Below are 23,462 nucleotides of genomic sequence, written 5' to 3' on the forward strand. Positions count from 1 at the left end.
AGAACGGTCAGCTCTCGAGCGTTTCGCGCCAGGACAGCAGCCGACGCACGGGCGCCGGGTCGAACTCGGGACCGTCGAGGGCCGGAACGAACAGTCGCACGCCGAGCGCATGGTAGGCGCGCAGCGAGGCGGAGTCGAGCATGCCGGCGCCGCCGAGACTGGTTCCGGTGGCGAGGCGGATCTCCCGCGGATCGCGGCCGATCTCGGCACACCAGTGGCGCACGACGCCGAGTCGGCGCACGAAGGTGTCGGGGTCGCTGAAGGAGTGCCAGATGTCGGCGTGCTCGGCGACGGTGCGCAGCGTCGTGCTCTCGCCGTGCCCGCCGATGAGCAGCGGGATCGGCCGCGTCGGCGGCGGGGTGAGGGCGGCCCAGCGGGCTCGAACGCGCGCGACGTCGGTGGCGAGTCGCTCGGCGCGGGCGGCGGGCCCTTCGAAGGGGTAGCCGTAGCCGCGGAAGTCACGCTCCTGGCCGCCGGACCCGGTGCCGAAGATGAACCGCCCGATCCCGGTGGCGTGCGCGCTGATGTGGTCGATCGTCCGTGCCATGTCGGCTTGGAGGTCGGGGTTCCGGTACGCCGTGGACGAGACGAGCGGCCCGAACTCGACGCGATGGGTGAGCTCCGCGATCGAGGCGAGGGTCATCCACGCCTCGAACTGGCGGCCGTCACCGCCGGGCCCGACCGGGAAGAAGTGATCCGAGACGAAGATCGAGTCGACACCGAGCTCCTCGAAGCGCAGCACGGCATCGCGCACCTGCGCGAAGCTGGCGTTCTGAAGCCCCAGTTGCACCCCGATACGCACTCGATCGGTCCTTGCTGCCGTCACGGATCCAGCGTAATCGGTCCCTGAGACTTTCTCGGTAATGCGGCACCTCACGGCGTTCGGATCGCGGCGAGCCGCGATCAGCGAGAGGCCGCGGCGCGCGCTGCGGCCGGGGCCGCATCGAGAATACGGCCAATCGCGGCCTGATCATGCGCCGCGGACACGAACCACGCCTCGAAGACGCTCGGAGGAAGCATCACGCCGCTGTCGAGGAACGCATGGAAGAGGGCCGGGTAGCGGTCGGCGCGCTGGTCCTGCACCTCGCGGTAGCTGCGCGGCACCTCGCCGCGGAAGGCGAACGAGAACAGCGTGCCCGCCCGGGGCACGACGTGCTCGACGCCCGCCGCAATCAGCGCGGCGGAGACACCGGCGGCCACGGCATCGGCGGCGCTCGCCAGTCGCGCGTAGGCGGCGTCATCGGCGAGGCGCAGCGTCGCCAACCCCGCCGCGACCGCGACCGGGTTGCCGCTCAAGGTTCCCGCCTGATACACCGGGCCGAGCGGCGCGAGCAGCTCGAGCAGATCGGCGCGGCCGCCGATCGCGGCGACGGGAAGCCCCCCGCCGATCACCTTGCCGAAGCAGACCAGGTCGGGCAGGTATCCCTCGCCCGCGTCGACCTCGACGCCCCAGTAGCCGGCCGGGCCCGAGCGGAACCCGGTGAGCACCTCGTCGACGATGAGCAGCGCGCCATGCTCGTGGCAGAGCTCCCGCAGCGCGCGGGTGAAACCCGGGGTCGGAGCGACGACGCCCATGTTGGCGCCCGCCGATTCGACGATGATCCCGGCGATCTGGTCCGGGTGCTGCGCGAACGCCGCGCGCACCGCGTCGAGATCGTTGTACGGCAGCACGATCGTCTGGCCCGCGGTCGCCGCGGTGACGCCCGCCGACCCGGGGAGCGCCTGCGTCGCGAGCCCCGACCCCGCCTCGGCCAGCAGTCCGTCGGAGTGGCCGTGGTAGTGCCCGGCGAACTTGACGACCAGGTCACGGCCGGTGGCCCCGCGCACCAGGCGGATCGCCGTCATCGTCGCCTCGGTGCCGGTGGAGACGAGCCGCAGCCGCTCGATCGGCGCGAGCCGCACCCCGTCGGGACCGGTGCGCACGAACCGCTCGGCGATCAGCTCGGCGAGCTCGACCTCGCCCTCGGTCGGGGCGCCGAAGGAGAGCGCGCGGGAGGCGGCGCGCTGCACCGCGTCGACGACCTCCGGATGCGCGTGCCCGAGCAGCGCCGGGCCCCACGAGCCGACGAGGTCCACGAGCTCGGTGCCGTCGGCATCGACGACGTACGCGCCGTGCGCGGAGGCGAGGAAGCGCGGGGTGCCGCCGACCGATCCGAAGGCACGAACCGGGGAGTCGACCCCGCCGGGCAGGATGCGACGCGCACGGTCGAACAGCTGCTCGGAGCGCGAGGGCTCGCGGGCGGTCACTTCGCCCACTCCGCCAGCTCGAGCGCCCAGTAGCTGAGCACGGCATCGGCGCCGGCGCGACGGATGGAGATGACGGACTCCTCGATGGCTCGACGGCGGTCGATCCAGCCATTCGCCGAGGCAGCTTCGATCATCGCGTACTCCCCCGAGACCTGATACGCCCACACCGGAACGGGGCTCTCGGCCGCCACGTCGGCGAGCACATCGAGGTAGAAGCTCGCGGGCTTCACCATGACGATGTCGGCGCCTTCGGCGACATCGAGCGCTGCCTCGCGCAGCCCCTCACGGCCGTTCGCAGGGTCGAGCTGGTAGCTGCGCCGATCGCCACGCAGCTGCGAGTCGACCGCGTCGCGGAACGGCCCGTAGAGCGCGGAGGCGTACTTCGCCGAGTACGCCAGCAGTCCGACGTCGGTGTGTCCGGCGGCGTCCAGCGCGTGGCGGGCGACCGCCGTCTGGCCATCCATCATGCCGGAGAGGCCGAGAAGGTGGGCGCCGGCCTCGGCCTGCGCGACCGCAGCCTGGGCGTACAGCTCGAGGGTGGCATCGTTGTCGACCGCTCCGTCGGCTCCGAGCACGCCGCAGTGACCGTGGTTGGTGAACTCGTCGAGGCAGAGATCGGCCTGGATGACGGTGGCGTCGCCGACCTCGACGACGGCGGCGCGGATCGCCCGGTTGAGGATGCCGTTCGGGTCGAGAATCCCCGAGCCGGTCGCGTCGCGCGTTTCGGGCACCCCGAAGAGCATGATGCCGCCGAGTCCCGCCTCGGCCACCTGCACTGCGAGCCGGCCGACCTCGGAGAGCGGATGCTGGACGACGCCCGGCATCGACAGGATCGGCTGGGCCTCGGCGATGCCTTCGCGCACGAAGACCGGCAGCACCAGCTGCGAGGGCGCGACATGGGTTTCGCGCGCGAGTGCGCGCACGGCGGGCGTGCGGCGCAGTCGGCGCGGTCGGATCGTGGGTCCGCTCATGCGGAGTCGTCCTCTCGGTCGTGGGCGGGGCGGCGCTCGCTCGCCTCCGGCGGCGTCCACCGCCCGGCGAGCACCTCCTCGACCGCATCGGCGAGCGCCACGGGGGTGCGATCGAGGGCGAAGCCGTCGACGCGGAGACCGACATCGCGCGTGGCCTCGGCGGTCGCGGGCCCCATCGCGATCAGGTGCGTCGTGTCGGGAAGCGGTGCGCACTGGCTCTGCACCTCGTGCCCGACGCTGCCGGAGCTGACCACCAGAGCGTCGAACTCGCCCGCGCGGATGCGCTCGACGAGGCGCGGCGGCGCGGGAACCGCCTCGATCCGGTAGGCGACGAGCGCGGTGACCTCGTGCCCGAGCTCGGCGAGGCCGTCGGCGAGCAGCGGGGCGGCGAGCTCGGACTGCGGCACGAGGATGCGTCGCCCGGTGGTCGCGGCGAAGCTCGGGTCGGCCAGGAGTCCGCGCGCCGAATGCTCGGCGGGCACCAGCGACACGGTCAGCCCGGTGGCGGTGAGCGCGCGCGCCGTGGCGGGGCCGACGGCGGCGACGCGCGTGCTCTCGGGGATGTCGAGGTCGAGCGCGGCGAGCGCACGCACGGTCGCCTGGCTGGTCACGATCACCCAGTCGAAGCCGCCCGAGACGAGCTGGGTCACGGCATCGCGCCACGGCTGGGCGGCGGCGGTTGCGGTGCGGATGAACGGGGCGAGCTCCGGGTGCGCGCCGCGCGCCTCCAGCTCGGCGGCGAGCTCCTGCCCGAACTGGGGCGAGCCGGCGATCAGGACGCGGCGGCCGTCGAGTGCCCCGGTCATGAGGCCACCAGCCCGTCGAGGGCGGCGTCGGCGCGCATGCGCTCGCGAAGCTCGGCACCCACGCGGTGTCCGAGCGCCACGGCGAGCTCGCGCTGCTCGGCGGCGGGAACCCAGTCGGCTTCTGCCGCGGCCTCAGCGATCGCCGTCCCGTCGGGGCTGATCACCCGCGCGCGCAGCCGAAGCCGCTCGTCGCGGACCTCGGCCCACGCCGAGATCGGGGCGGAGCAGCCCGCCTCCAGCTCGGCGAGCACGGCGCGCTCGGCCACGGCCGCGGCGTGCGCCTCGGGGTGGTCCACCTCGCCCAGGGCGGACAGCAGGTCGGCCGCGGCGTCGTCGCGCACCTCCAGGGCGAGCGCTCCCTGCGCGGGGGCGGGCATCAGGGCGTCGAGGTCGAAGAACTCGCCGACGGCGTCGAGACGTCCGAGCCGAGACAGCCCCGCCGCGGCGAGCACGACCGCATCCAGCCCCTCGTCGAGCTTGCCGAGACGGGTGCCGACATTGCCGCGGATCGGTTCGATGCGCAGGTCGGGGCGCAGCCGCAGCAGCGCCGCGGCACGGCGCGGCGAGCCGGTTCCCACCCGCGCGTTCGGCGGCAGCTCCGCCAGCGTCTGACCGTCTCGGGTGCAGAGCGCGTCTCGGGCGTCCGCACGACTCGGCACCGCCACAACGCTCAGGCCCGGGTACGGGGCGACCGGCAGATCCTTGAACGAGTGCACGAGCAGTTCGCAGGCGCCGGCAAGCAGGGCCTCCCGCAGCCGCGTCGCAAAGACCCCGGTGGTTCCGAGTCCGGTGAGCGGGCCGCGAAGGTCGTCGCCTTCGCTGCGCAGCGGGATCAGCGGAACGTCGGCGCCGAGCACGCCCGCGAGCGCCTCGGCCACCTGACCGCTCTGCGCGAGCGCGAGTTCGCTGCCGCGCGTCCCGATGCGCACGGAGGTCACGGGGCGACCCCGGAGACCGCCGGTTTGAAGCCGGCGCGGACGTTCTCGCAGCACCCCGGTCGGCACACATCGAACCAGGGACCGAGCTCCGTGAGCGCCGGACGCGCGGCGGGAGGGGTGCCGTCGCGCCGCTCGAGCACCAGGTCGACGAGTCCGCGCACGAAGGCGGCGTGCGATCCGGGCGTCGCCACGCGGACCGAGAGCAGCCCCGCCTCCTCGGCGGACTCGGTGGCCTCGTTGTCGAGGTCCCAGAGCACCTCCATGTGGTCGGAGAGGAAGCCGACCGGCACGATCGCGACCGCGCGCACCCCCTCGGCGGGCAGCTCGGCGATGCGGTCGTTGATGTCCGGCTCGAGCCACGGCTGCGTGGGCGGGCCCGAGCGCGATTGGTAGACGAGCTCCCAGTTGAGCCGGTCGAGCCCCAGCGCACGGGCGGCCTCCGCCGCCACCACCTCGCTGACGGCCAGGTGCTGCGCCGCGTAGGCGCCGCCCTCGCCGAAGTCGCGGTCGCGCGGACCGCTGCGCTCGGCATCGGAGGTGGGGATCGAGTGGGTGGCGAACAGCACGCGGATGTCGCGGGCGGCATCCGCGTCATCTCCCAGCCGCGCCAGAAGGTCGCGCACCCCGGTCGTGAGAGCCTCGATGAAGGGCTCCACGAAACCCGGGTGGTCGAAGTACTGGCGCACCTTGTCGATCGTCACCTCGCCGTGCAGCCCCGTCGTCTCGAGGGCCAGCGCGAAGTCCTCGCGGTACTGGCGGCAGCTCGAGAACGAGCTGTAGGCGCTGGTCGCGATGCCGAGCAGGGTGCGGTGCCCGTCGCCGTGCGCCGCCTGCAGGGCGTCGGCGAGGTACGGGTCCCAGTTGCGGTTGCCCCAGTACACGGGCAGGTCGATGCCGCGCCGGGCGAGCTCGGCCTCGAGCGCCGCCTTCAGCTCACGGTTCTGGTCGTTGATCGGGCTCACCCCGCCGAAGTGGCGGTAGTGGTGGGCCACCTCCTCGAGGCGCTCCTCCGGGATTCCGCGCCCGCGGGTCACGTTCTTCAGGAATGGGATCACGTCGTCCTGGCCTTCCGGTCCGCCGAACCCGGCGAGCAGGATCGCGTCGTAGGCGACCGGGGTCGCCACGTGCTCGGGGCCGTCGGCCGCAGGCTGGCTCGCGGCGAGCACCCGCGGCGGGGTGCCGGTGGATCCGAGGTTCTCGGCGCTCACGCGAGCACCTCCGCGAGCTCGGCCGAGGCGATGCGGCGTCCGGTGTAGAACGGCACCTCCTCGCGCACGTGGCGGCGCGCATCCGTGGCGCGCAGGTCGCGCATCATATCGACCAGGTCGGTGAGCGAGTCGGACTCCATCGGCAGGATCCACTCCCAGTCGCCCAGCGCGAACGACGCGACGGTGTTGGCGATGACGCTCGTGAAGGCGGCGCCGGCGCGCCCGTGCTCGGCGAGCATGGTGCGACGCTCGGCCTCGGGCAGCAGGTACCACTCGTAGCTGCGCACGAACGGGTAGACGGTGAGCCACTCGCGGGCGTGCTCGCCGCGCAGGAAGCCGGGCACGTGGGCCCGGTTGAACTCGGCGTCGCGGTGCACGCCCATCGCGTTCCAGACCGGGAGCAGCTCACCCAGGACGGTGCGGCGGCGCAGCTCGCGCAGGGAGCGCTGCAGGCCCTCAGCGCTCGGGCCGTGCAGCCAGATCATGACATCGGCGTCGGCGCGGAGCCCGGAGACGTCATAGATGCCGCGGGTCACCACCTCGGCCGCGGCGAGATCCCGCACGGCGGAATCGAGGCGCTCCGCCACCTCGGCGGGATCGGCGACGTTCGGCGCGGTGAGCGGCGGACGCTGGAACACCGCCCAGAGCGCGAAGCCGGAGGACGACGATGACGGTGACGGCATGGGGGCGATTCTTTCATGGCGAGGTGGGCGGAAACGGTGAGACGGAGTCGGGGGCGATCGGCCTAGTCGGCTCGGGCGGCGACGACGGCGCGGGCGTGCGCGATCACCCGCGCCAGCCCCGAGCCGGCGACCGCGGCGCCGACGCGCAGCACGCCGGCGGAATCCGGGGGCGTCGCGCGTTCGGACTGGCTCCAGTGCGCAACGTGCGAGGCGACCGGTTCGCGGCCGCCGAGCTCGACGCCGAGCAGCCTCGACGCGTCGGCGAGGGCCCGGGCGCGCAGCGCGGCGTCGTCGGTGCGGTGGCCGTCGTAGCTGACGCGCAGCGCGTGGCGGTGCGGTGCGAGCCGGGCGGCGAGCCACGGCCATTTGGCGCTGGAGTGGGTGAGCGCGCGCGGCACGTCGCCGCCGGAGCGGGTGACGAGCACCCCGGTTCCGCGCGGCGCCGCATCGAGTTCGGGGGCGTCGAGCACGAGCGTCACGACGGTGGTGCGGCTGGCCGCCGGCCCCGGGCGCGCGTCGATGACGAGATCGTCGCCCGGCTCCCCCGCCTCGCGCGGGTCCTCGAGCCGGATCTGCGCGCCGAGCTCGCTCAACCGCGCCTCGAGGCTCTGCACCAGCACGCTGGTGCCGCCATCGAGCCCGGCGACGGCGGCACCAGCGGGGCGGTTCTCGCGGATCCGGCGCACGGCGGCGCGCAGCGAACGCGTGCGCCCCTGGGTCAGGATCTCGGGCAGCACGTCGCGCACGCGCAGCTGATCCGGCGAGCGCGAGTACACCCCCTCGGCGATGGGCGCGACGAGCCGGTCGGCGACGCGCGCGCCGACCCGGCGTCGCACCAGCGAATCCACGGTCTCCTCGCCGCTCACCTCGCCCAACGGCGTGACGGCGTCGCCGAGCGCGCGCAGCACGCCCCGAAGCCCGATGACGCGGCGCACGTCACGGGAGAGCACGCTCTGCGGGATGCCGAGCACACCCGTCGCGGGCAGCGGCAGATCGCCCGCGGGCCCGCTCAGCCAGGCGCTGCGCGGAGACGGCGCGACGATGCGCGAGGCGAGCCCCAGCTCGTCGAGCAGCGCCGCGACCGTGCCCTGCCGAGTAGCGAAGCTCTCGGCGCCGACATCCAGCAGCACCTCGCCGCCGAGCCCGTCCGGAACCGGGATCGCATGGATCGTGCCGCCCAGCCGGTCGCTCGCCTCGTGCAGAGCGACCTGCCAGCCGCGTTCGGCGAGCTCGCGCGCCGCGACGAGGCCCGCGATGCCGCCCCCGATGACTCTCGCGTGCGGCATGTCAGAGCGAGTGCACGAGCTCGACGATGCGCGTGAGCACCGTCGGGTCGGTGTCGGCGGGAACGCCGTGACCGAGGTTCACGACGTGCGCCGGCGCCGCCTGACCGCGCCGCACGACGTCGCGCACGTGCGCCTCGAGCACCTCCCACGGGGCCGTCAGCAGCGCCGGATCGATGTTGCCCTGCACCGGCACGCCCGCGCCGAGGCGCGAGACCGCGACGTCGAGCGGGATGCGGTGGTCGATGCCGACGCCATCGACGCCCGCGTCGCGCATCGCGGGCAGCAGCTCGAAGCTGCCGGTCGCGAAGTGCACGATCGGTGCCCGGTCCGCCCCCGCGCCGAGCGCCGGGCGCACCACGTCGAGCGCCCGACGCGAGGCCGGGGCGGCGAACCGCTCGTAGTCGGCGAGCGAGAGCCCGCCCGCCCAGGAGTCGAAGAGCTGCAGTGCGCTCGCGCCGGCATCCAGCTGTGTCTGAAGGAATCGCCCGGTGAGGCGCGCCAGCCAGTCGACGAGCGCATCCCAGGTCTCCGGCTCGGCGTGCATCAGTCGCCGCGCCTGCAGCTGATCGCGATCCGGGCCGCCCGCGATGAGGTAGGCGGCCAGGGTGAACGGGGCGCCGGCGAAGCCGATGAGCGGCGTGGCCCCCAACTCGGCAACCGTGAGGGCGACCGCGGCCGAGATCGGCGCCATGTCGACGGTCTCGGGATCCGGCAGCGCGTCGACCTGCGCGCGGCTCGTCACCGGGGTGGCGAACACGGGCCCGCGGCCGGCGACGATCTCGACGTCGAGCCCGGCAAGCTTGAGAGGCACCACGATGTCGCTGAAGAAGATGCCCGCGTCGACGCCGTGGCGCCGGACCGGCTGCAGGGTGATCTCGGCCGCCAGCTCGGGGGTGAGGCAGGCATCCAGCATCGCGTGCCCGACCCGCAGCTCCCGATACTCGGGCAGCGAGCGACCGGCCTGGCGCATGAACCAGACGGGCAGGGTGTCGGGGCGGGTGCCTCGCATCGCGGCGAGCAGCGGGGAGTCGGCGACGACTCCGGAGCGCAGCGGATGGGTCGGAGGCAGGGCGTCGGATGGCATCAGTAAAGTCTCGCATCCCGTGACTTAGACTTTGCCGGTGCTCGCCTGCGTTACCGCCCATCATCGTGTGACGCCCCTCCCCATTCTCGAGAAGCTGGCGAGCGACCACGACGGCATCGCCGAGCAGCTGGTCGCCGAGTTCGACTGCGTGAACGGCGCGATCGTGGTGGCGACCTGCAACCGCTTCGAGGCCTACCTGGACCTCGACGAGCCGCTCAGTCCGGCGAGCGAGATCGGCTTCGAGATCGTGCTGGAGCAGCTCAGCGAGCGCAGCGGGGTCCCGCTGGCCGATCTCGAGCCCTCGCTGCAGGTGCACACCGGGATGCGCGCGGTCGAGCACCTGTTCGCCGTCGCCTCGGGCCTCGAGTCGGTCGTCGTCGGCGAGACCGAGATCGCCGGACAGGTGCGCAGCGCGCTGGAGCAGGCCCGCCGCGCCGGAACGACCTCACGCGATCTGGAGCGCGCCTTCCAGCAGGCCTCGCAGACCTCGCGCGGCGTGCGCGCCGCGACCGGGCTGGAGACCGTCGGACGCTCGCTCGCCGAGCTCGCGCTCGAGCTGGCCTCGAGCCGCATCGACTCCTGGGAGACGGCACGCGTGGTGCTGATCGGCACCGGGCAGTACGCGCGCGTCGCTGTCGCCGCGCTGCGTCGTCGCGGGGCGCGCGACATCGCGGTGCACTCGCGCTCGGGCCGCGCCGCCGCCTTCGGGATCCCGCGCGGGCTCACCCCGCTCGAGCACGAGGAGGCGCCCGCCGCGCTCGCGGCCGCCGACGTGATCGTCACCTGCTCGACCGGAGACATCGTCGTCGAGGCCGCCGAGCACGCCAGCACGCGCGACCGCTTCGCGCAGCGCCACCCGCAGCTCATCGTCGACCTGGGCCTGCCGCGGAACGTCGACCCGGCGATCTCGACCTTGGCCGAGATCACCCTGCTCGACCTGGAGACGGTGCGCCTGCACGCGGGCCTCGACGAGTTCGCCGTCTCCGACGACGCGCGGGCCCTGGTCTCGCACGCCACCGACAGCTTCGCCGCCGAGTCCCGCGAGCTCGCTGCCGTTCCGGCGATCTCGGCCCTGCACCGCCACATGGCGAGCATTCTCGACGCCGAGCTCGCCCGCTCCGCCGCACGCGGCGAAGGACCGGAGGTCGCGGCGGCGCTCCGCCACCTCGCCGGCGTGCTGCTGCACGAGCCGACGGTGCGGGCCCGCGAGCACGCCCGGGCGGGCGAGGCGGAGCGCGTGGATGCGGCACTCGAGACGCTCTTCGACGTCACCGTCGACCGCTCCGAGCGCCGCGGCCGCGGCAGCCTCGACGCCGCGGCCGGCTAGCGCTACCCGTTCGCGGCGTCGCGCCAGGCGAGCCAGCGGCGCACCGTCTGCCCGTCGTAGTCGGGACCGGTGATCCCGATGGTGAACAGGCTCACGCCCAGCTCGCGCAGCGCGTCCGCCTCGTGCTCGTCGCGGTTCCGCAGCTCGTTCGAGATCTCGATCTCGGAGACGTCGCGGCCGACCGCGGCGCCGTGCTCGGCCAGGATGCCGAGCTTGCGCTGCAGGTCGGCGGGGGCCGCGAAGCTGTGCCAGATGTCGGCGTGCTGGGCCACGATCCGCAGCGTCTTCTTCTCGCCGCCGCCGCCGATGAGCACCGGGATCTTGCGCGTGGGTGGCGGGTTCAGCTTCGCCCAGCGCTCCTCGATGCGCGGCATCGCCGCCGCCAGATCATTCAGACGCGAGCCGGCCGTGCCGAACTCGTAGCCGTACTCGACGTAGTCCCGCTCGAACCAGCCCGAGCCGGTTCCGAAGATGAAGCGGCCGGTGCCGTCCTTGGCGCTGATGTGGTCGATCGTGCGGGCCATGTCGGCCTGCAGATCGGGGTTGCGGTAGCTGTTGCAGTTCACGAGCGCCCCGAACTCGACCCGGCTGGTCAGCTCCGCCCAGGCGGCCAGCTCCGTCCACGACTCGAAGTGCAGACCGTCGCGGTCGCCGGAGAGCGGGAAGAAGTGGTCCCAGTTGAACAGCACGTCGACACCGAGCTGCTCCAGCTCGAGAACGGTGTCGCGGATGTGCGGGTAGAGGGTGTGCTGCGGCGCCATTTGCACGCCGAGTCGGACGGGGCGAGAAGTCATTGCTCGACGCTATCGCGCGGCCGCAGCCGCGCGCTGGCACGACATCAGCGCCCGAGGAACTTCTGCAGCGATTCGAGCTCTTCGGGGCTCGGACCGCCCGGAGCACCCTGCGCGCCCAGACCGAAACCGCTGCCGCCCGAGGTCGCCGGGGCCCCGCCGCTCGCGCGGGCCGCCTCCTCCGCGGCGCGCTTCGCGGGGTTGCCGCTGCGTGAGCCCTTCTTCTTCTTGGCCTGCGCCGCGCGCTTGCCGGCGCCGTAGGTTCCGCCGGGGATCGGACCCATGCCGGGCACCTGAGGCACCCCGCCCTTGGCGACCGTCTTCATCATCTTGGCGGCCTGCTCGAAGCGCATGACGAGCTGGTTGACCTCGGTGACGGTGACGCCGGAGCCCTTGGCGATGCGCAGTCGGCGGGAGCCGTTCAGCAGCTTCGGCGTGCGGCGCTCGGCGGGCGTCATCGACTGGATGATCGCCTCGGTGCGCACGATCTCGCGCTCGTCGAAGTTCTCCAGCTGGTCCTTCATGCCGCGCGCGCCGGGCAGCATGCCGAGCATGCCCTTGAGCGAGCCCATGTTCTTGAGCTGCTGCATCTGCTGGAGGAAGTCCTCGAGCGTGAAGCTGTCGGTGGCGAACTTCTCCGCGGTCTTGGCCGCGGTCTCCTCATCGAACGCGGACTGCGCCTGCTCGATGAGGGTGAGGATGTCACCGAGGTCGAGGATGCGGCTGGCCATGCGATCGGGGTGGAACGGCTCGAAGTCGTCGAGCCCCTCCCCCGTCGAGGCGAACATGATCGGCCGCTCCGTGATGCTCGCGACGCTGAGCGCCGCGCCACCGCGCGCGTCGCCGTCGAGCTTGGAGAGCACGACGCCGGTGAAGTCGACCCCGTCCTGGAAGGCGCGCGCCGTCGTGACGGCGTCCTGGCCGATCATCGCGTCGATGACGAACAGCACCTCGTCGGGGCTGACCGCCTTGCGGATCGCGGAGGCCTGCTTCATCATCTCGGCATCGATGCCGAGGCGGCCCGCGGTGTCGACGATGACCGTGTCGTACTGCTTGCGCTCGGCCTCCTTGACACCGTTCTTGGCGACCTTCACCGGGTCGCCGACGCCGTTGCCGGGCTCGGGGGCGAAGACGGGCACTCCCGCCTGCTCGCCGACCACCTGCAGCTGGGTGACCGCGTTGGGGCGCTGAAGGTCGGAGGCGACCAGCAGCGGCGTGTGCCCCTCCTTCTTCAGATGCTTGGCGAGCTTGCCCGCGAGAGTCGTCTTGCCCGCACCCTGAAGACCGGCGAGCATGATGACGGTCGGCGGCTTCTTGGCGAACTCGAGCCGACGCTGCTGCCCGCCGAGGATCTGCACCAGCTCGTCGTTGACGATCTGGACGACCTGCTGGGCGGGGTTGAGCGCCTTGTTGACCTCGTCGCCGAGGGCGCGCTCGCGCACGCGACCCGTGAAGGCCTTGACGACCTCGAGGGCGACGTCGGCGTCGAGCAGGGCGCGACGAATCTCCCGCACCGTTCCGTCGACGTCCGCCGGGGTGAGCTTGCCCTTGGTGCGGAGATTGCGGAAGGTCGCGGTGAGGCGATCCGAGAGAGTACCGAAAGTGGCCATGACTGACCCAGCTTAACCGCTCAGACGGTGGCGTTGGCGGCGACCGCGGTGAGCGCCACCAGCGCGACCGGCACGAGCGCGAACCCGAGCGCGATGAACGAGAGCCCGCGGCGACGGCCGCGCACGATGCCGATGACGGCGATCACGAGCGCAACCAGGTCGATTCCGGCGCCGAGGAAGAACAAGATCGAGAAGCCGAGCGTGCCGCCGCCGCCGAGCGCGAGATCGATGATCTCGACGAAGGTCCACAGCATCGTGGAGGTGCCGATCACCGCGAGCAGGATCGCGAGAAGCGGCGGAAGCAGCGGCGCCTGCTGACGGTGAAGCGCGGTCTCGGACATCGGATGCCTCCCAGCCTGGATCGCACGGCACGACAGCGCACCGTGCGCTCGTTGCCCGCAGTCTAGGGCGTGGCCACCTGCCCGGGGCCGGTTCTTCACCGGGGCGCGGGTCTACCCTGATGGAATGCCTCTCATTCCCTTCCAAGGCACCACCCCGAGCGTGGATGCGAACGCCTGGCTGGCCGACACCGCGACCCTGATCGGCAAGGTCCGTGTCGAGCACTCGGCGAGCGTCTGGTTCGGCGCGGTGCTGCGCGGCGACATCGACGAGATCGTGCTCGGCCCCGGCAGCAACCTGCAGGACAACGTCGTCGTGCACACCGAGCTCGGCTCGCCGACCGTCATCGGCGCCAACGTGAGCGTCGGCCACGGCGCCGTCGTGCACGGCTGCCGCATCGAGGACGGCTGCCTGATCGGCATGAACGCGACGGTGCTGAACGGCGCCGTCATCGGTGCCGACTCGCTCGTGGCGGCCGGCGCGGTCGTGCTGGAAGCCACCATCGTGCCGCCGCGCTCGCTCGTGGCAGGCGTGCCCGCGAAGGTGCGTCGCGAGCTGAGCGACGAAGAGGTCGCGGGGCTGCACGGCAATTCCGAGCGGTATGTCGAGCGCGCGGCCGTGTACGCCTCCGAGAGTGCGGGCGGGGAGGAGTAGCAGCGCCATGATCGAGCTTCGGCCGAGGTGGCGAACCCTCCGCACCGCGGTCAACCAGGACTCCCGCTGGCTGGGCCTCGCGCTCGGGCTCGGTGCCGTGCTGGTGTTCGGCATCATCGGCGCGATCGGCACGGGCGAGCTCGTGGTCGCCGTGCCTGCGGTGCTCGTGGTCGTCGGCCTCGCAGCACTGGCCTGTCTGCACGTGCTCGTGCCGCGCATCCGCCTCAGCTCCGACACGCTCGAGTTCCGCGCCGTGTGGGGCTCGACGACGACGTGGCGTCGGGATCAGCTCGTCGAGATCGTCGATGTCGATCGCGTGGAGCCCCCGTGGTGGGATCCCGAGCATCCGCCGCTGCGGCGCCGTCTGGTGAGCGTGGTCGACCGCGACGGGAGACTCGCCCTCGCGCTGCGCGGCGACCGGTGGACGCAGGAGCAGCTCGCCGCGGTGATCGCGGCCCTCCCCCACGCGACGGTCGCGCGCTACGAGCGGGCGAAAGTCGAGGAGCTCACGGCGCGGCACCCCGGCGCCCTGCCGATCGCCATGGAGCACCCGATCCGCACCGTTGTCTTCACGGCGCTCGCGATCACGCTCGCGCTCGCGGCGGCGATCGGCTACCTGGTGTCGGTCGCCACGGCGAGCTAGCTAGCCGACGAGCTGCGCGACGAACGACGTGGGGTTGAAGCCGGTGAGGTCGGAGATCCCCTCGCCTTGGCCGACGAGTTTGATCGGGATGCCCGTCTTCTCCTGCACCGCCAGCACGAAGCCGCCCTTGGCGCTGCCGTCGAGCTTGGTGAGCACGAGCCCGGTGACCCCGGCGTGCTCGATGAACGCCTCGGCCTGCGCGAGCCCGTTCTGGCCGGTGGTGGCGTCCAGCACGAGCAGCACCTCGGCGATCGGCGAGAGCTTCTCGACGACGCGTCGCACCTTCGAGAGCTCGTCCATCAGCCCGCTCTTGGTCTGCAGGCGCCCGGCCGTGTCGATCAGCACGATCTCGACGCCGTCGCGCTGGGCGGCCTCGACCGCCTGGAAGGCGACGGAGGCCGGATCCTGACCCTGCGCCTGGGGCCGCACGATCGTGGCGCCGGCGCGTTCGGCCCAGGTGGCCAGCTGCTCCACCGCGGCCGCGCGGAACGTGTCGGCGGCGCCGACGAGCACGCTGCGGCCGTGGTTGGTCAAGAACTTCGCGAACTTGCCGATCGTCGTCGTCTTGCCGACGCCGTTCACCCCGACCACGAGCACCACCGCGGGGCGCGCGCTCAGGGTCAGTGTCGGGTCGAGCCGGGCGAAGCGCTCCTCGAGCGCCTCGCGGAGCATCCGCTGCAGGTCGGCCGGGTCGGTCGTGCGGAACTTCGCCACCTGACCGCGCAGCTCCTCGACGAGCTGATCGGCGAGGTCAGGTCCGAAGTCGGCGCCGATGAGGGCGTCCTCCAGCTGCTCCCACGTCGTCTCGTCGATCGTCGCGCGCTGGAACATGCCGCGGAGCGCGCCACCGAGAGACCAGGATGCTGCCATGCGGCAAGCCTACCGAGCGCGCCCCTGCTCGCTCACTCGCACCCGGGCCAGCCGTCACGCTGGTAGCTCAGGACCGCCTTGCTCCCCAGGAGCGTTCTCTCGCCCGCGAAGAACGAGTCCCCGAGGCTCACGGTCATGCCGAGCTGCCGCGACATGCAGTCTCCCGGTGTCGTGAACAGGGCCGCCCCGAGGCTCCCGGCGAGTGCGGCGCCGGAGAGCGCATCCGGGAAGTTCTCGCCGGTGGCGAGGAAGACGTGGGTCGCGAGCCGCCCCTCGAATAGCCGGATGTTGAGCTTGCGCGACGTCTCGTAGCGGTCGGAGCCGGCCACACGGACGACCGTCCTCTCGCCGAACTCCCGCTCGAGCGCGCGTTCGATGCCGTTGGACACCGCGACGCTGCTGCCGGCGATCACGATCTCATAGGGGCGCAGATCGCGCAGCAGCGCCATCGTCGCCGCCGGCACCTTCGACGACGAGCCGTCGACGAGCACGACGGCACCGCCGTCGAGAGCGACACCGGGCCCCGCCGCGAGAGCGTCGGGGAAGTTGCGCCCGGTCGCAATGACGACGGTCGGCGCCACGGCGAGCCCGTACACCGGGTCGTACCAGGCGAACTCGATCACCTGCCGCATCGTGTCGTAGCGGTCCTCGCCCGCGATCCGCAGCACGTTCGAGGCGCCGACGATGTCGCCGACCGCGCGAGCGACCGAGGATGAGATCGCCGCGGTGCTGCCGAGCACGACGACCAGGTCGGGATCCAGCGCGCGCAGCTCGTTCCGCACGCTGGTCGGCAGGGACCGCTTCGGCGTGAGCAGGACCGGCGCGCCGAGGCGCGCGGCTGCCGCGCTCGCGCTCAGCGCATCCGGGAAGTTCTCGCCCGTCGCCAGGAAGACGATGTCGGCGGTGAAGAAGTCGTCCCAGACCTGCGCCGCCTTGACGGCTGTCCCGTACCGGTCATCGCCCGCGATCCGCCCCGGAATCGAGGCGAACGACCCTGCCGCCGCCACCGCGGCCGCGGTCTTCGCGGCCGGCAGCGGGGAAACCTGCGCCGATGCGCCGAGCGGCGTCAGCGCCGAGGCGGCCAGACCCAGGATCAGAGCGATGCCGATCCGCCGAACAGTACGCAACCCCATCGCTCCCCGCTTCTGTCACGCTGAGCCTAGCAAAAGCGACGAAAGATCATGCCGCGGGGATGTCGGGCCGCGTCAGCAGGTCTTCAGGCTGGCGACCTTCGACGACAGCACCACCGAGCTGCCGAGCAGAACCTTGTCATCGGCGCCGAGCGCCACCACCGTGGACTTGGTTCCGGAGGAGACGCACGACTTGGCGGTCACCAGCAACGGGTCTGAGAGACCGCCGGCGAGCGCGGCCCCCGCGAGCGCATCCGGGAAGTTCGCTCCGGTTGCGAAGAACGCGGCGTCGGCCTCCTCGAAGAAGTAGTCCACGAGGCGCCAGCTGGTCTCGTAGCGGTCCGAGCCCGCGACCCGCGCCACGTTCGACGAGCCGAAGGTGCTCTTCAACTGGTTGTAGATGCCGCTGGAGAGCACGCTCGAGCTTCCGGCGACGATGACCTTCTCAGGCGCCAGGTCCTGGATGAGCGCGAGCGTCGACGACGGGATCTTCGATGCGTCGCCGTCGACGAGGATGACCGCGCCGCCGTCGGTCGCCACCGCGGGCCCGGCCGACAGCGCGTCCGGGAAGTTGCGGCCGGTCGCAACGACGACCGTCGCGGCCTGGTCGAGGCCCCCCACGCCGTCGTCCCACGCGTACTCGACGATCTTGCGCATCGTGTCGTAGCGGTCGGTTCCGCCGATGCGGCTGACGTTGGACGAGCCGAACATCGACTTCAGCGTGTTGTAGACCGACGACGAGATCGCCGCCGAACTGCCGAGCACCACCACGCGATCCGGATCGAGTTCGAGCAGCTCCGCCCGCACGCTGGAGGGCAGCGAGCTCTTCGGGGTGAGCAGCACGGGCGCGCCCAGGCGTGCCGCCGCGGCCGCCGCGCTCAACGCGTCCGGGTAGTTCTCTCCGGTGGCGATGAACACCACGTCGGCGTCGAAGTTCTGATCCCACACCTCGGCGATCGCGACCGCGGTCTCGTAGCGGTCGTCGCCCGCGATGCGCGTCGGCAGCGAGGGCACGTCGGTGATCGTGAAGCTCCCGGTCGCGGCGACCGACTCCTCGGTGGCCCAGATCGCCTTCACGACGTAGTCGTGGGACCCGAGCGCGATGCCGTCGAGCGAGAAGCTCCACGCCGAGTTGGAGGCGGCCGGGCTCGTCGACGCCGTCGGCGTCAGCGCGCCGTCCACGTACAGCGTCATCGTCGGGGCGGTGCCCGCGAGCGCGCAGGGCAGGGTGCCGGCCAGCGGATCGGGGTCGGCGTAGTAGCCGCCGGGCTCGGAGGTCACCACGGGAACCGGCCCGGTGCACAGCGTCCAGCTCGCGCCGTAGCGCTCCTCGACGCTCTCGTAGCCGCCGGCGGAGACCATCGGGAAGAAGACCGAGCTCTCGCCGGAGACGTCGCAGTCGTCGGCGCTGCCGCTCGTCGCGCTGAACGATGAACCCGAGTTGATCCCCGCGGCGGCCGTGCCGATGACCGCGGCTCCGCCACTGTCGCCGGGGAGCATGCAGGCATCCGAGATGATGACATTCACCAGCTCGTCGCTGACCATGACGAGCTGGTCGACGTGGGTGACCTCCCCGCAGGTCCAGCCCGAGGTCGCGCCGCTCTTGCAGATCGGGGCGCCCACGGTGGCCGCGGTCGCGCCGGTCATCGCCACCGGGCTCTCCGACAGCGGTGCGCTCCGGCCGTCGCTGCCCCACGACAGCACCGAGGGACGCGCGACGGCGCCCGAGGCGCTCGCCTTCAGCAGGCCGACGTCGTAGCCGTCGCCGTACTGCGCCGACCCCGACACCCGAAGACCGATGTCGCCGCCGAGCGAGGCCGTGCCGCCGTACTCCTTGGGCTTGGTCCAGTTGAGAGAGCGCGGATCATCGCCGCGGCCGCTGTAGCTGTCGAAGCAGTGTCCCGCCGTCACCATGACGTCGGCGCCGGCGGCGTCGTAACCCGAGAATCCGAGCGAACAGGTCACGTACGATCCGCTGGAGCTGGTCTCGTAGGCCCAGCCGGCGCCACCGTACAGGTCGTCGGCGGCCTCGAAGACCACCTCGCTCACATCGGGCAGGGTCTGCTCGCCGACGATCGCGGTCGCCCCGACCGACTCCACGATCGCGGCATCCGCGTCGTCGCGCACCCACACCGTCAGCTCGGTGCCATCGATCTCGGAGCCCACGACCTCGACACCCGCCTCCGCGAGCGCGTCGACGACCAGCGTGGCGTCGACCGCCGCCTCCGCCGAGGCGAGGTAGTCGGCCCCATCGATGCCGAGATCGCGCTCGAGTGCCTCGACCAGGCCCTCGGGAAGCAGGTCCGCGGCCGCCTCGAAGTCACGCGCATCCGGCGTGCTCATCCGGGGCAGATCATCGAGCGGATCGGGCGTGCGGGCGACCGCCGGCAGAGCCGCCGACAGCGCTCCCGACATCGCGACGGCGGCGCCCACGAGCAGCGCCGTGGCGCCTCGAACCTGCGTTTTCACGATGTACCCCCTCAACGAATGTAAGGGAAGACACCCCCGTCACGCGCCCCCCGTTCGCGGCGCGCGAGGCGCGCACCCGGCCCGGCGCGCGAGGCGCGCACCCGGCCCGGCGCGCGACGAGGCGGCGCCGCCGCCTAGGTTGGAGGGGTGAGCTACGCCTTCATCCGCCACGGCCAGACCGACTGGAACCTGAACGGTCGCCTCCAGGGTTCCAGCGACATCCCCCTCAACGACACCGGACGCGCGCAGGCGCACGAGGCCGCGGAGCGCCTCGCCAGCGAGCGCTGGGATGTGATCGTCAGCTCCCCGCTGCAGCGCGCCCGCGAGACCGCCGAGATCGTGGCGAGTGACCTGGGACTCGAACTCGGCCCCGCCTACCCGGGCCTCGTCGAACGCGACTACGGCGAGGTGGAGGGGCTGAGCGACGCCGAGTGCCGCCGCCGCTACCCCGAGCGGAACTACCCCGGATCCGAGAGCTTCGAGTCGGTCACCGAACGCGGACGCGCCGCCCTCGACGCGATCGCGGCCGAGTACGGCGAGCGCGACGTCATCATCGTCAGCCACGGCTCGATCATCCGCTACACGCTCGAGTCGATCGTCGGGCGCCAGCTCGAGAGCATCAGCAACGGGGCCATCTCGCGCGTCGCGCTGGAGAGCGGCGCGTGGCGGGTGCTCACGGTGAACGGCGCTCCGCTGGCGGTGGAGCGCTAGCTCGCGCGCTCCTCCTCCGCCACCACCCGCTGGCCGACGACGGCGCTCACGCCGTCCTGGCGCATCGAGACGCCGTAGAGCGCATCCGCGATCTCCATCGTGCGCTTCTGGTGGGTGATGACGATGAGCTGCGAGTTCTGCCGCAGGTCCTTCATGATCGTGAGCAGACGCCCCAGGTTGGCGTCGTCGAGCGCCGCCTCCACCTCGTCCATGATGTAGAACGGGCTGGGGCGCGCCTTGAAGATCGCGATCAGCAGCGCCACCGCGGCGAGGGAGCGCTCGCCGCCGGAGAGCAGCGAGAGGCGCTCGATCTTCTTGCCGGCGGGCTTCACCGTCACCTCGATGCCCGTGGTGAGCAGGTTCTCGGGGTCGGTCAGGTGCAGGCTGCCGGTGCCGCCCGGGAACAGGATCGGGAAGACCTGGTTGAACGCCGCCTTGGTGTCGTCGAAGGCGCTGCCGAAGATGTCCTGCATCTTGGCGTCGAGCTCGTCGATGATCGTCAGCAGATCCTTGCGGGTCGCGGCGAGGTCGGTGAGCTGCTCGGTGAGGAACTTGTGGCGCTGCTCGAGCGCGGCGAACTCCTCCAGCGCGAGCGGGTTGACCCGGCCCAGCTGGGCGTACTTGCGCTCGGCGCGCGCGAGCCGGGTCTCCTGACGCTTCCGGTCGAAGGGCTCCGTCGGTCGCGCCTCCGCGGCCGTCTCCCCTGCCTCGTCGCCCGCCGCATCCGCCGCATCCGCCGCGCCCGCCGCGCCCGCCGCCGCACTTTCACCAAATGCAGGATCGGATGCCTCCGGCGACGCGCTCGCGCCCGCGGTTCCGGCATCCGGCGTCGAGATCTCCTGCATTTCGTCGCGCGCGGGGGCGGGCGGGGTGGCCTCGTCGAGCGGCACGGGCACGTCGGGGCCGTACTCGGCGACGAGGACGTCCTCGTCGAGCCCGAGCTCCTCGGCGGCGCGCTCCAGCAGCGTCGACAGGTGCAGCTTCTTCTCGTAGGACTGCATCTCGAGCCCGTGCACGTTCTCATTGAGGGCGGCGAGCCGCTCGCGCAGGCTCGCCTCGGTGCGGCGCAGCTCCGAGAGCTCCTCGTTGTGCTTGGTGCGCTCGGCCTCCGCCGCCGACAACTGCACGCGCGCCTCGGACAGCGAGCGGTCGGCGGTGTCGAGCACCGCGGGAAGCGCCTCGATGACGCGCGTCGCGGCGGCCACCTGGTGCTCGCGGATCACGGCGCGACGCGCGGCCTCCTCGGCCGCCGCGCGCTCCGCCTCCAGCTGACGCTGCAGGGTGTCGGCCTGGGCGCGCTGGGCGCGCACGCGCTCGCGGGCGGTCTCGAGGCCGATGCGCGCCTGCACCTCCGCCTGGCGCGCGGACTCCAGCTCGGCGAACAGCTCGTCGCGCGCGGAGACGTCGAGGATGGGCCGCGGGGTGGCGGCGTGGCCGTCGCGCTCGTTCGTGGCGCGGTCGAACGCGGCCTCGGCGGTCGCGACCGACTGCTCGAGCTCGCGGACGGCGGCGGCGAGACGCTCGCCCTCGGCCGACGCGGCTTCCAGCTGAACGCGCGAGCGCCCCAGCGCCTCGCTGCGCTCGGCGAGCCGGGCGTCGAACTCCTTGAGGGCGGTTTGCGCCTGCGCCAGATCGATCTGCGCCACGTCGAGCGCTTCGCGCTTCTCGGCGAGCGCGAAACGGCCGCGCTCGATCGAGGTGGTGACCTCGATGAGGCGCTCCTCGGCCGCATCCCGCTCGGCGACCAGCTCGAGCATGCTGCGCGCACCCCCGGCGCCGCCGCGCAGCACGTACTCGGTGAGCACGTCGCCGTCGCGCGTGATCATCGTCAGGGCGTCGAACTCGCGCAGCTTCGGCCAGGCGGCCCGCGCCGCGGAAAGATCATCGACGACGACCACGCGGGCGAGCAGCCCGCGCACCCCCGCGGGGCCGGTCACCAGCTCGGTCGCGGCGGTGACGCCGGCCGGCAGAGCGGCGAGCAGCTCGGGCTCGCGCGCCTCGGCCACCACGATCTCGACCCGTCCGACGTCGGCGTCGCGTGCGACCACGAGCGCGTCGCTGGCGGCATCGCGCGTGGAGGCGAGCACCGCGTCGGCGAGCGTGCCGAGCGCCGCCGCGATCGCGGCCTCGAAGCCCGGCGTCACCTTGATCTGCTCGGCCACGCGGCCCAGGATGCCCTCGGCCGACGCGATCGACGCCGAGCCGTCGCGCTGGTCGACCGCCATGCTGAGGGCGCTCGTGCGGGCGGCGAGCGCGTCGCGCTCGCGCTCGGCGGTGTGCAGCTCTTCGCGCAGCGTCTCGACCTCGGCCTGACGCTCGCGCACGGCCTCCTCGGCGGCGACCACCGCGGATTGCAGCCCCGCGTTGTCGTCATCCACCTCGGAGTCGCCTTCGACCTCGAGCAGCTCGGCGCGTGCGGCCTCGCGGCGCTGCTCCGCTTCGGCGAGCGCGGTGCGCTGACGCTCCAGTTCGGTGCGGGTGGCGGTGAGGCGCGACTCGGCGGCCGCAACGACACCCTGCAGCCGCCCCTTCTCCAGGTCGTGCTGCGAGACGAGCGCGCTCTGCGCGCTGATCTCCTCGTCGAGGGCATCGAGGCTCGCCCGCGCGGTGGCGGTCGCGGCGCTGACCCGACCGAGCTCGGCCTCCGCCTCGGCGACGCCGGCCTGCAGCCGCACCGCCTCCTCGCGGGCCTCCTCGACCATGCGCGGCGAGATCGTCGTCGACATGCCCGGCAGCTCGGCCTGCTGGCTGAGCAGCGTCAGGCGCTGGTTGGCGAGGGTGAACAGCGAGCGCAGGTGATCCTGCACCTGCTCCAGGGCGAACGCCACGCGCCGCGCCTCATCCACGCCTTCGGAGTTCTGCGACTGCTCCAGCCGCGCCTGGCGCAGCTTCGACTGGTCGAGCTGCTCCTGCAGCACCAGCCGTTCGGTCTTGCGCTCACTCTCGCTGCGTCCCACATCGGCGATCGCCGCGCGCAGCTGCACGACCTCGTCGGCGAGCAGGCGCGACTTGGCGTCGCGCACGATCGCCGCGATCGACTGCGCCTCGCGCGCGATCTCGGCCTGATGCCCGAGCGGCTTCAGCTGGCGCCGCAGCTCACCCGCGAGGTCGTTCAACCGCGTCAGGTTGGTCTGCATCGCTTCGAGCTTGCGCACGGTCTTCTCTTTGCGACGCCGGTGCTTGAGGATGCCCGCCGCCTCTTCGATGAAGCCGCGGCGCTCTTCGGGGGTGGCCCGCAGCACCTGGTCGAGCTGACCCTGGCCGACGATGACGTGCATCTCGCGGCCGAGGCCGGAGTCGGAGAGCAGCTCCTGCACATCCAGCAGGCGGCACTGCTCGCCGTTGATCGCGTACTCGCTTCCGCCGTTGCGGAACAGGGTGCGCGTGATGGTGACCTCGGTGTACTCGATCGGCAGCGCCCCGTCGCTGTTGTCGATCGTGAGGCTGACCTCGGCGCGGCCGAGCGGCCCGCGGGTCGAGGTGCCGGCGAAGATGACGTCGTCCATCTTGCCGCCGCGCAGCGTCTTGGCGCCCTGCTCGCCCATGACCCAGGCCAGCGCGTCCACGACGTTCGACTTGCCGGAGCCGTTGGGGCCGACGACACAGGTGACGCCGGGTTCGAAGGCGAAGGTCGTGGGCTGGGCGAACGACTTGAAGCCCTTGAGGGTCAGGCTCTTCAGATACACCTGCTCCCC

At 72.4% G+C, this 23,462-nt stretch carries 20 protein-coding genes; 4 read left to right on the plus strand and 16 right to left on the minus strand.

The features are described from left to right. Window positions 1-7 precede the first annotated feature (7 nt). The 9 genes from ACR3ZA_RS04105 to hemE all read right to left on the minus strand — a co-directional run bounded on the left by ACR3ZA_RS04105 (window position 8) and on the right by hemE (window position 9,223). The gene (locus ACR3ZA_RS04105) at window positions 8-826 is read right to left on the minus strand and encodes an LLM class F420-dependent oxidoreductase (RefSeq protein ID WP_473660436.1); all 819 of its coding nucleotides are present in this window, start codon (window positions 824-826) and stop codon (window positions 8-10) included. Between the two features lie 77 nt (window positions 827-903). Beyond that, the gene (hemL, locus tag ACR3ZA_RS04110) at window positions 904-2,256 is read right to left on the minus strand and encodes a glutamate-1-semialdehyde 2,1-aminomutase (RefSeq protein WP_473660438.1); all 1,353 of its coding nucleotides are present in this window, start codon (window positions 2,254-2,256) and stop codon (window positions 904-906) included. Further along, window positions 2,244-3,218 (minus strand): porphobilinogen synthase, encoded by a 975-nt coding sequence (gene hemB / locus ACR3ZA_RS04115; protein WP_473660440.1) that lies wholly within the window; start codon window positions 3,216-3,218, stop codon window positions 2,244-2,246. The genes hemL and hemB overlap by 13 nt, the downstream gene beginning before the upstream one ends. Continuing rightward, window positions 3,215-4,024 carry a uroporphyrinogen-III synthase gene (locus ACR3ZA_RS04120; RefSeq protein ID WP_473660442.1) on the minus strand — a complete coding sequence of 270 codons (810 nt, stop codon included), beginning with the start codon at window positions 4,022-4,024 and terminating at the stop codon, window positions 3,215-3,217. The genes hemB and ACR3ZA_RS04120 overlap by 4 nt, the downstream gene beginning before the upstream one ends. Beyond that, the gene (gene hemC, locus ACR3ZA_RS04125) at window positions 4,021-4,962 is read right to left on the minus strand and encodes a hydroxymethylbilane synthase (RefSeq protein WP_473660444.1); all 942 of its coding nucleotides are present in this window, start codon (window positions 4,960-4,962) and stop codon (window positions 4,021-4,023) included. Before hemC ends, ACR3ZA_RS04120 begins: the two co-directional genes overlap by 4 nt. Continuing rightward, on the minus strand, window positions 4,959-6,170 hold the full coding sequence (locus ACR3ZA_RS04130; protein WP_473660446.1) for a ferrochelatase: 1,212 nt from the start codon (window positions 6,168-6,170) through the stop codon (window positions 4,959-4,961). The genes hemC and ACR3ZA_RS04130 overlap by 4 nt, the downstream gene beginning before the upstream one ends. After that, on the minus strand, window positions 6,167-6,853 hold the full coding sequence (gene hemQ / locus ACR3ZA_RS04135; protein ID WP_473660448.1) for a hydrogen peroxide-dependent heme synthase: 687 nt from the start codon (window positions 6,851-6,853) through the stop codon (window positions 6,167-6,169). Before hemQ ends, ACR3ZA_RS04130 begins: the two co-directional genes overlap by 4 nt. Window positions 6,854-6,915: 62 nt before the next feature. After that, on the minus strand, window positions 6,916-8,139 hold the full coding sequence (locus tag ACR3ZA_RS04140) for an FAD-dependent oxidoreductase (RefSeq protein ID WP_473660450.1): 1,224 nt from the start codon (window positions 8,137-8,139) through the stop codon (window positions 6,916-6,918). Window position 8,140: 1 nt separating this feature from the next. After that, window positions 8,141-9,223, minus strand: a complete 1,083-nt coding sequence (hemE, locus tag ACR3ZA_RS04145; RefSeq protein WP_473660451.1) for a uroporphyrinogen decarboxylase — start codon at window positions 9,221-9,223, stop codon at window positions 8,141-8,143. Window positions 9,224-9,290: 67 nt separating this feature from the next. Between hemE and ACR3ZA_RS04150 the strand changes: the two genes are divergently transcribed. Beyond that, complete coding sequence (locus ACR3ZA_RS04150) at window positions 9,291-10,550, plus strand: glutamyl-tRNA reductase (RefSeq protein ID WP_473660453.1); 1,260 nt, start codon at window positions 9,291-9,293, stop codon at window positions 10,548-10,550. 2 nt (window positions 10,551-10,552) lie between these two features. On the opposite strand, the gene ACR3ZA_RS04155 is transcribed toward ACR3ZA_RS04150, so the two are convergent. Genes ACR3ZA_RS04155 through ACR3ZA_RS04165 form a run of 3 tightly spaced genes read right to left on the minus strand, consistent with a single transcriptional unit; the run spans window position 10,553 to window position 13,292 of the window. Next, a complete protein-coding gene (locus tag ACR3ZA_RS04155) occupies window positions 10,553-11,344 on the minus strand; it encodes an LLM class F420-dependent oxidoreductase (protein WP_473660455.1) in 792 nt (263 codons plus the stop codon). 44 nt (window positions 11,345-11,388) lie between these two features. Then, window positions 11,389-12,951, minus strand: coding sequence for a signal recognition particle protein (gene ffh / locus ACR3ZA_RS04160; protein ID WP_473660457.1), 1,563 nt, complete (start codon window positions 12,949-12,951; stop codon window positions 11,389-11,391). Between the two features lie 20 nt (window positions 12,952-12,971). Next, on the minus strand, window positions 12,972-13,292 hold the full coding sequence (locus ACR3ZA_RS04165) for a hypothetical protein (protein WP_473660459.1): 321 nt from the start codon (window positions 13,290-13,292) through the stop codon (window positions 12,972-12,974). Window positions 13,293-13,416: 124 nt separating this feature from the next. On the opposite strand from ACR3ZA_RS04165, the gene ACR3ZA_RS04170 reads away from it, so the two are divergent. Beyond that, on the plus strand, window positions 13,417-13,944 hold the full coding sequence (locus ACR3ZA_RS04170; protein WP_473660461.1) for a DapH/DapD/GlmU-related protein: 528 nt from the start codon (window positions 13,417-13,419) through the stop codon (window positions 13,942-13,944). Window positions 13,945-13,951: 7 nt separating this feature from the next. Beyond that, entirely contained in the window at window positions 13,952-14,587 is a 636-nt protein-coding gene (locus tag ACR3ZA_RS04175; RefSeq protein WP_473660463.1) for a hypothetical protein, read from the plus strand. On the opposite strand, the gene ftsY is transcribed toward ACR3ZA_RS04175, so the two are convergent. The 3 genes from ftsY to ACR3ZA_RS04190 all read right to left on the minus strand — a co-directional run bounded on the left by ftsY (window position 14,588) and on the right by ACR3ZA_RS04190 (window position 19,056). Further along, window positions 14,588-15,457: a signal recognition particle-docking protein FtsY gene (gene ftsY / locus ACR3ZA_RS04180; RefSeq protein ID WP_473660465.1), complete on the minus strand. Its 870-nt coding sequence runs from the start codon at window positions 15,455-15,457 to the stop codon at window positions 14,588-14,590. A 32-nt stretch (window positions 15,458-15,489) separates the two neighbouring features. Further along, window positions 15,490-16,590, minus strand: a complete 1,101-nt coding sequence (locus tag ACR3ZA_RS04185; RefSeq protein ID WP_473660467.1) for a cell wall-binding repeat-containing protein — start codon at window positions 16,588-16,590, stop codon at window positions 15,490-15,492. A 72-nt stretch (window positions 16,591-16,662) separates the two neighbouring features. Next, complete coding sequence (locus ACR3ZA_RS04190; RefSeq protein WP_473660469.1) at window positions 16,663-19,056, minus strand: cell wall-binding repeat-containing protein; 2,394 nt, start codon at window positions 19,054-19,056, stop codon at window positions 16,663-16,665. Between the two features lie 147 nt (window positions 19,057-19,203). Between ACR3ZA_RS04190 and ACR3ZA_RS04195 the strand changes: the two genes are divergently transcribed. Next, a complete protein-coding gene (locus tag ACR3ZA_RS04195; RefSeq protein WP_473660470.1) occupies window positions 19,204-19,767 on the plus strand; it encodes a histidine phosphatase family protein in 564 nt (187 codons plus the stop codon). Here the strand turns inward: ACR3ZA_RS04195 and ACR3ZA_RS04200 are convergent. After that, window positions 19,764-23,453 (minus strand): AAA family ATPase, encoded by a 3,690-nt coding sequence (locus ACR3ZA_RS04200; protein WP_473660471.1) that lies wholly within the window; start codon window positions 23,451-23,453, stop codon window positions 19,764-19,766. The genes ACR3ZA_RS04195 and ACR3ZA_RS04200 overlap by 4 nt on opposite strands. Window positions 23,454-23,462 lie beyond the last annotated feature (9 nt).

The organism is Herbiconiux sp. J20-20 (assembly GCF_057365085.1).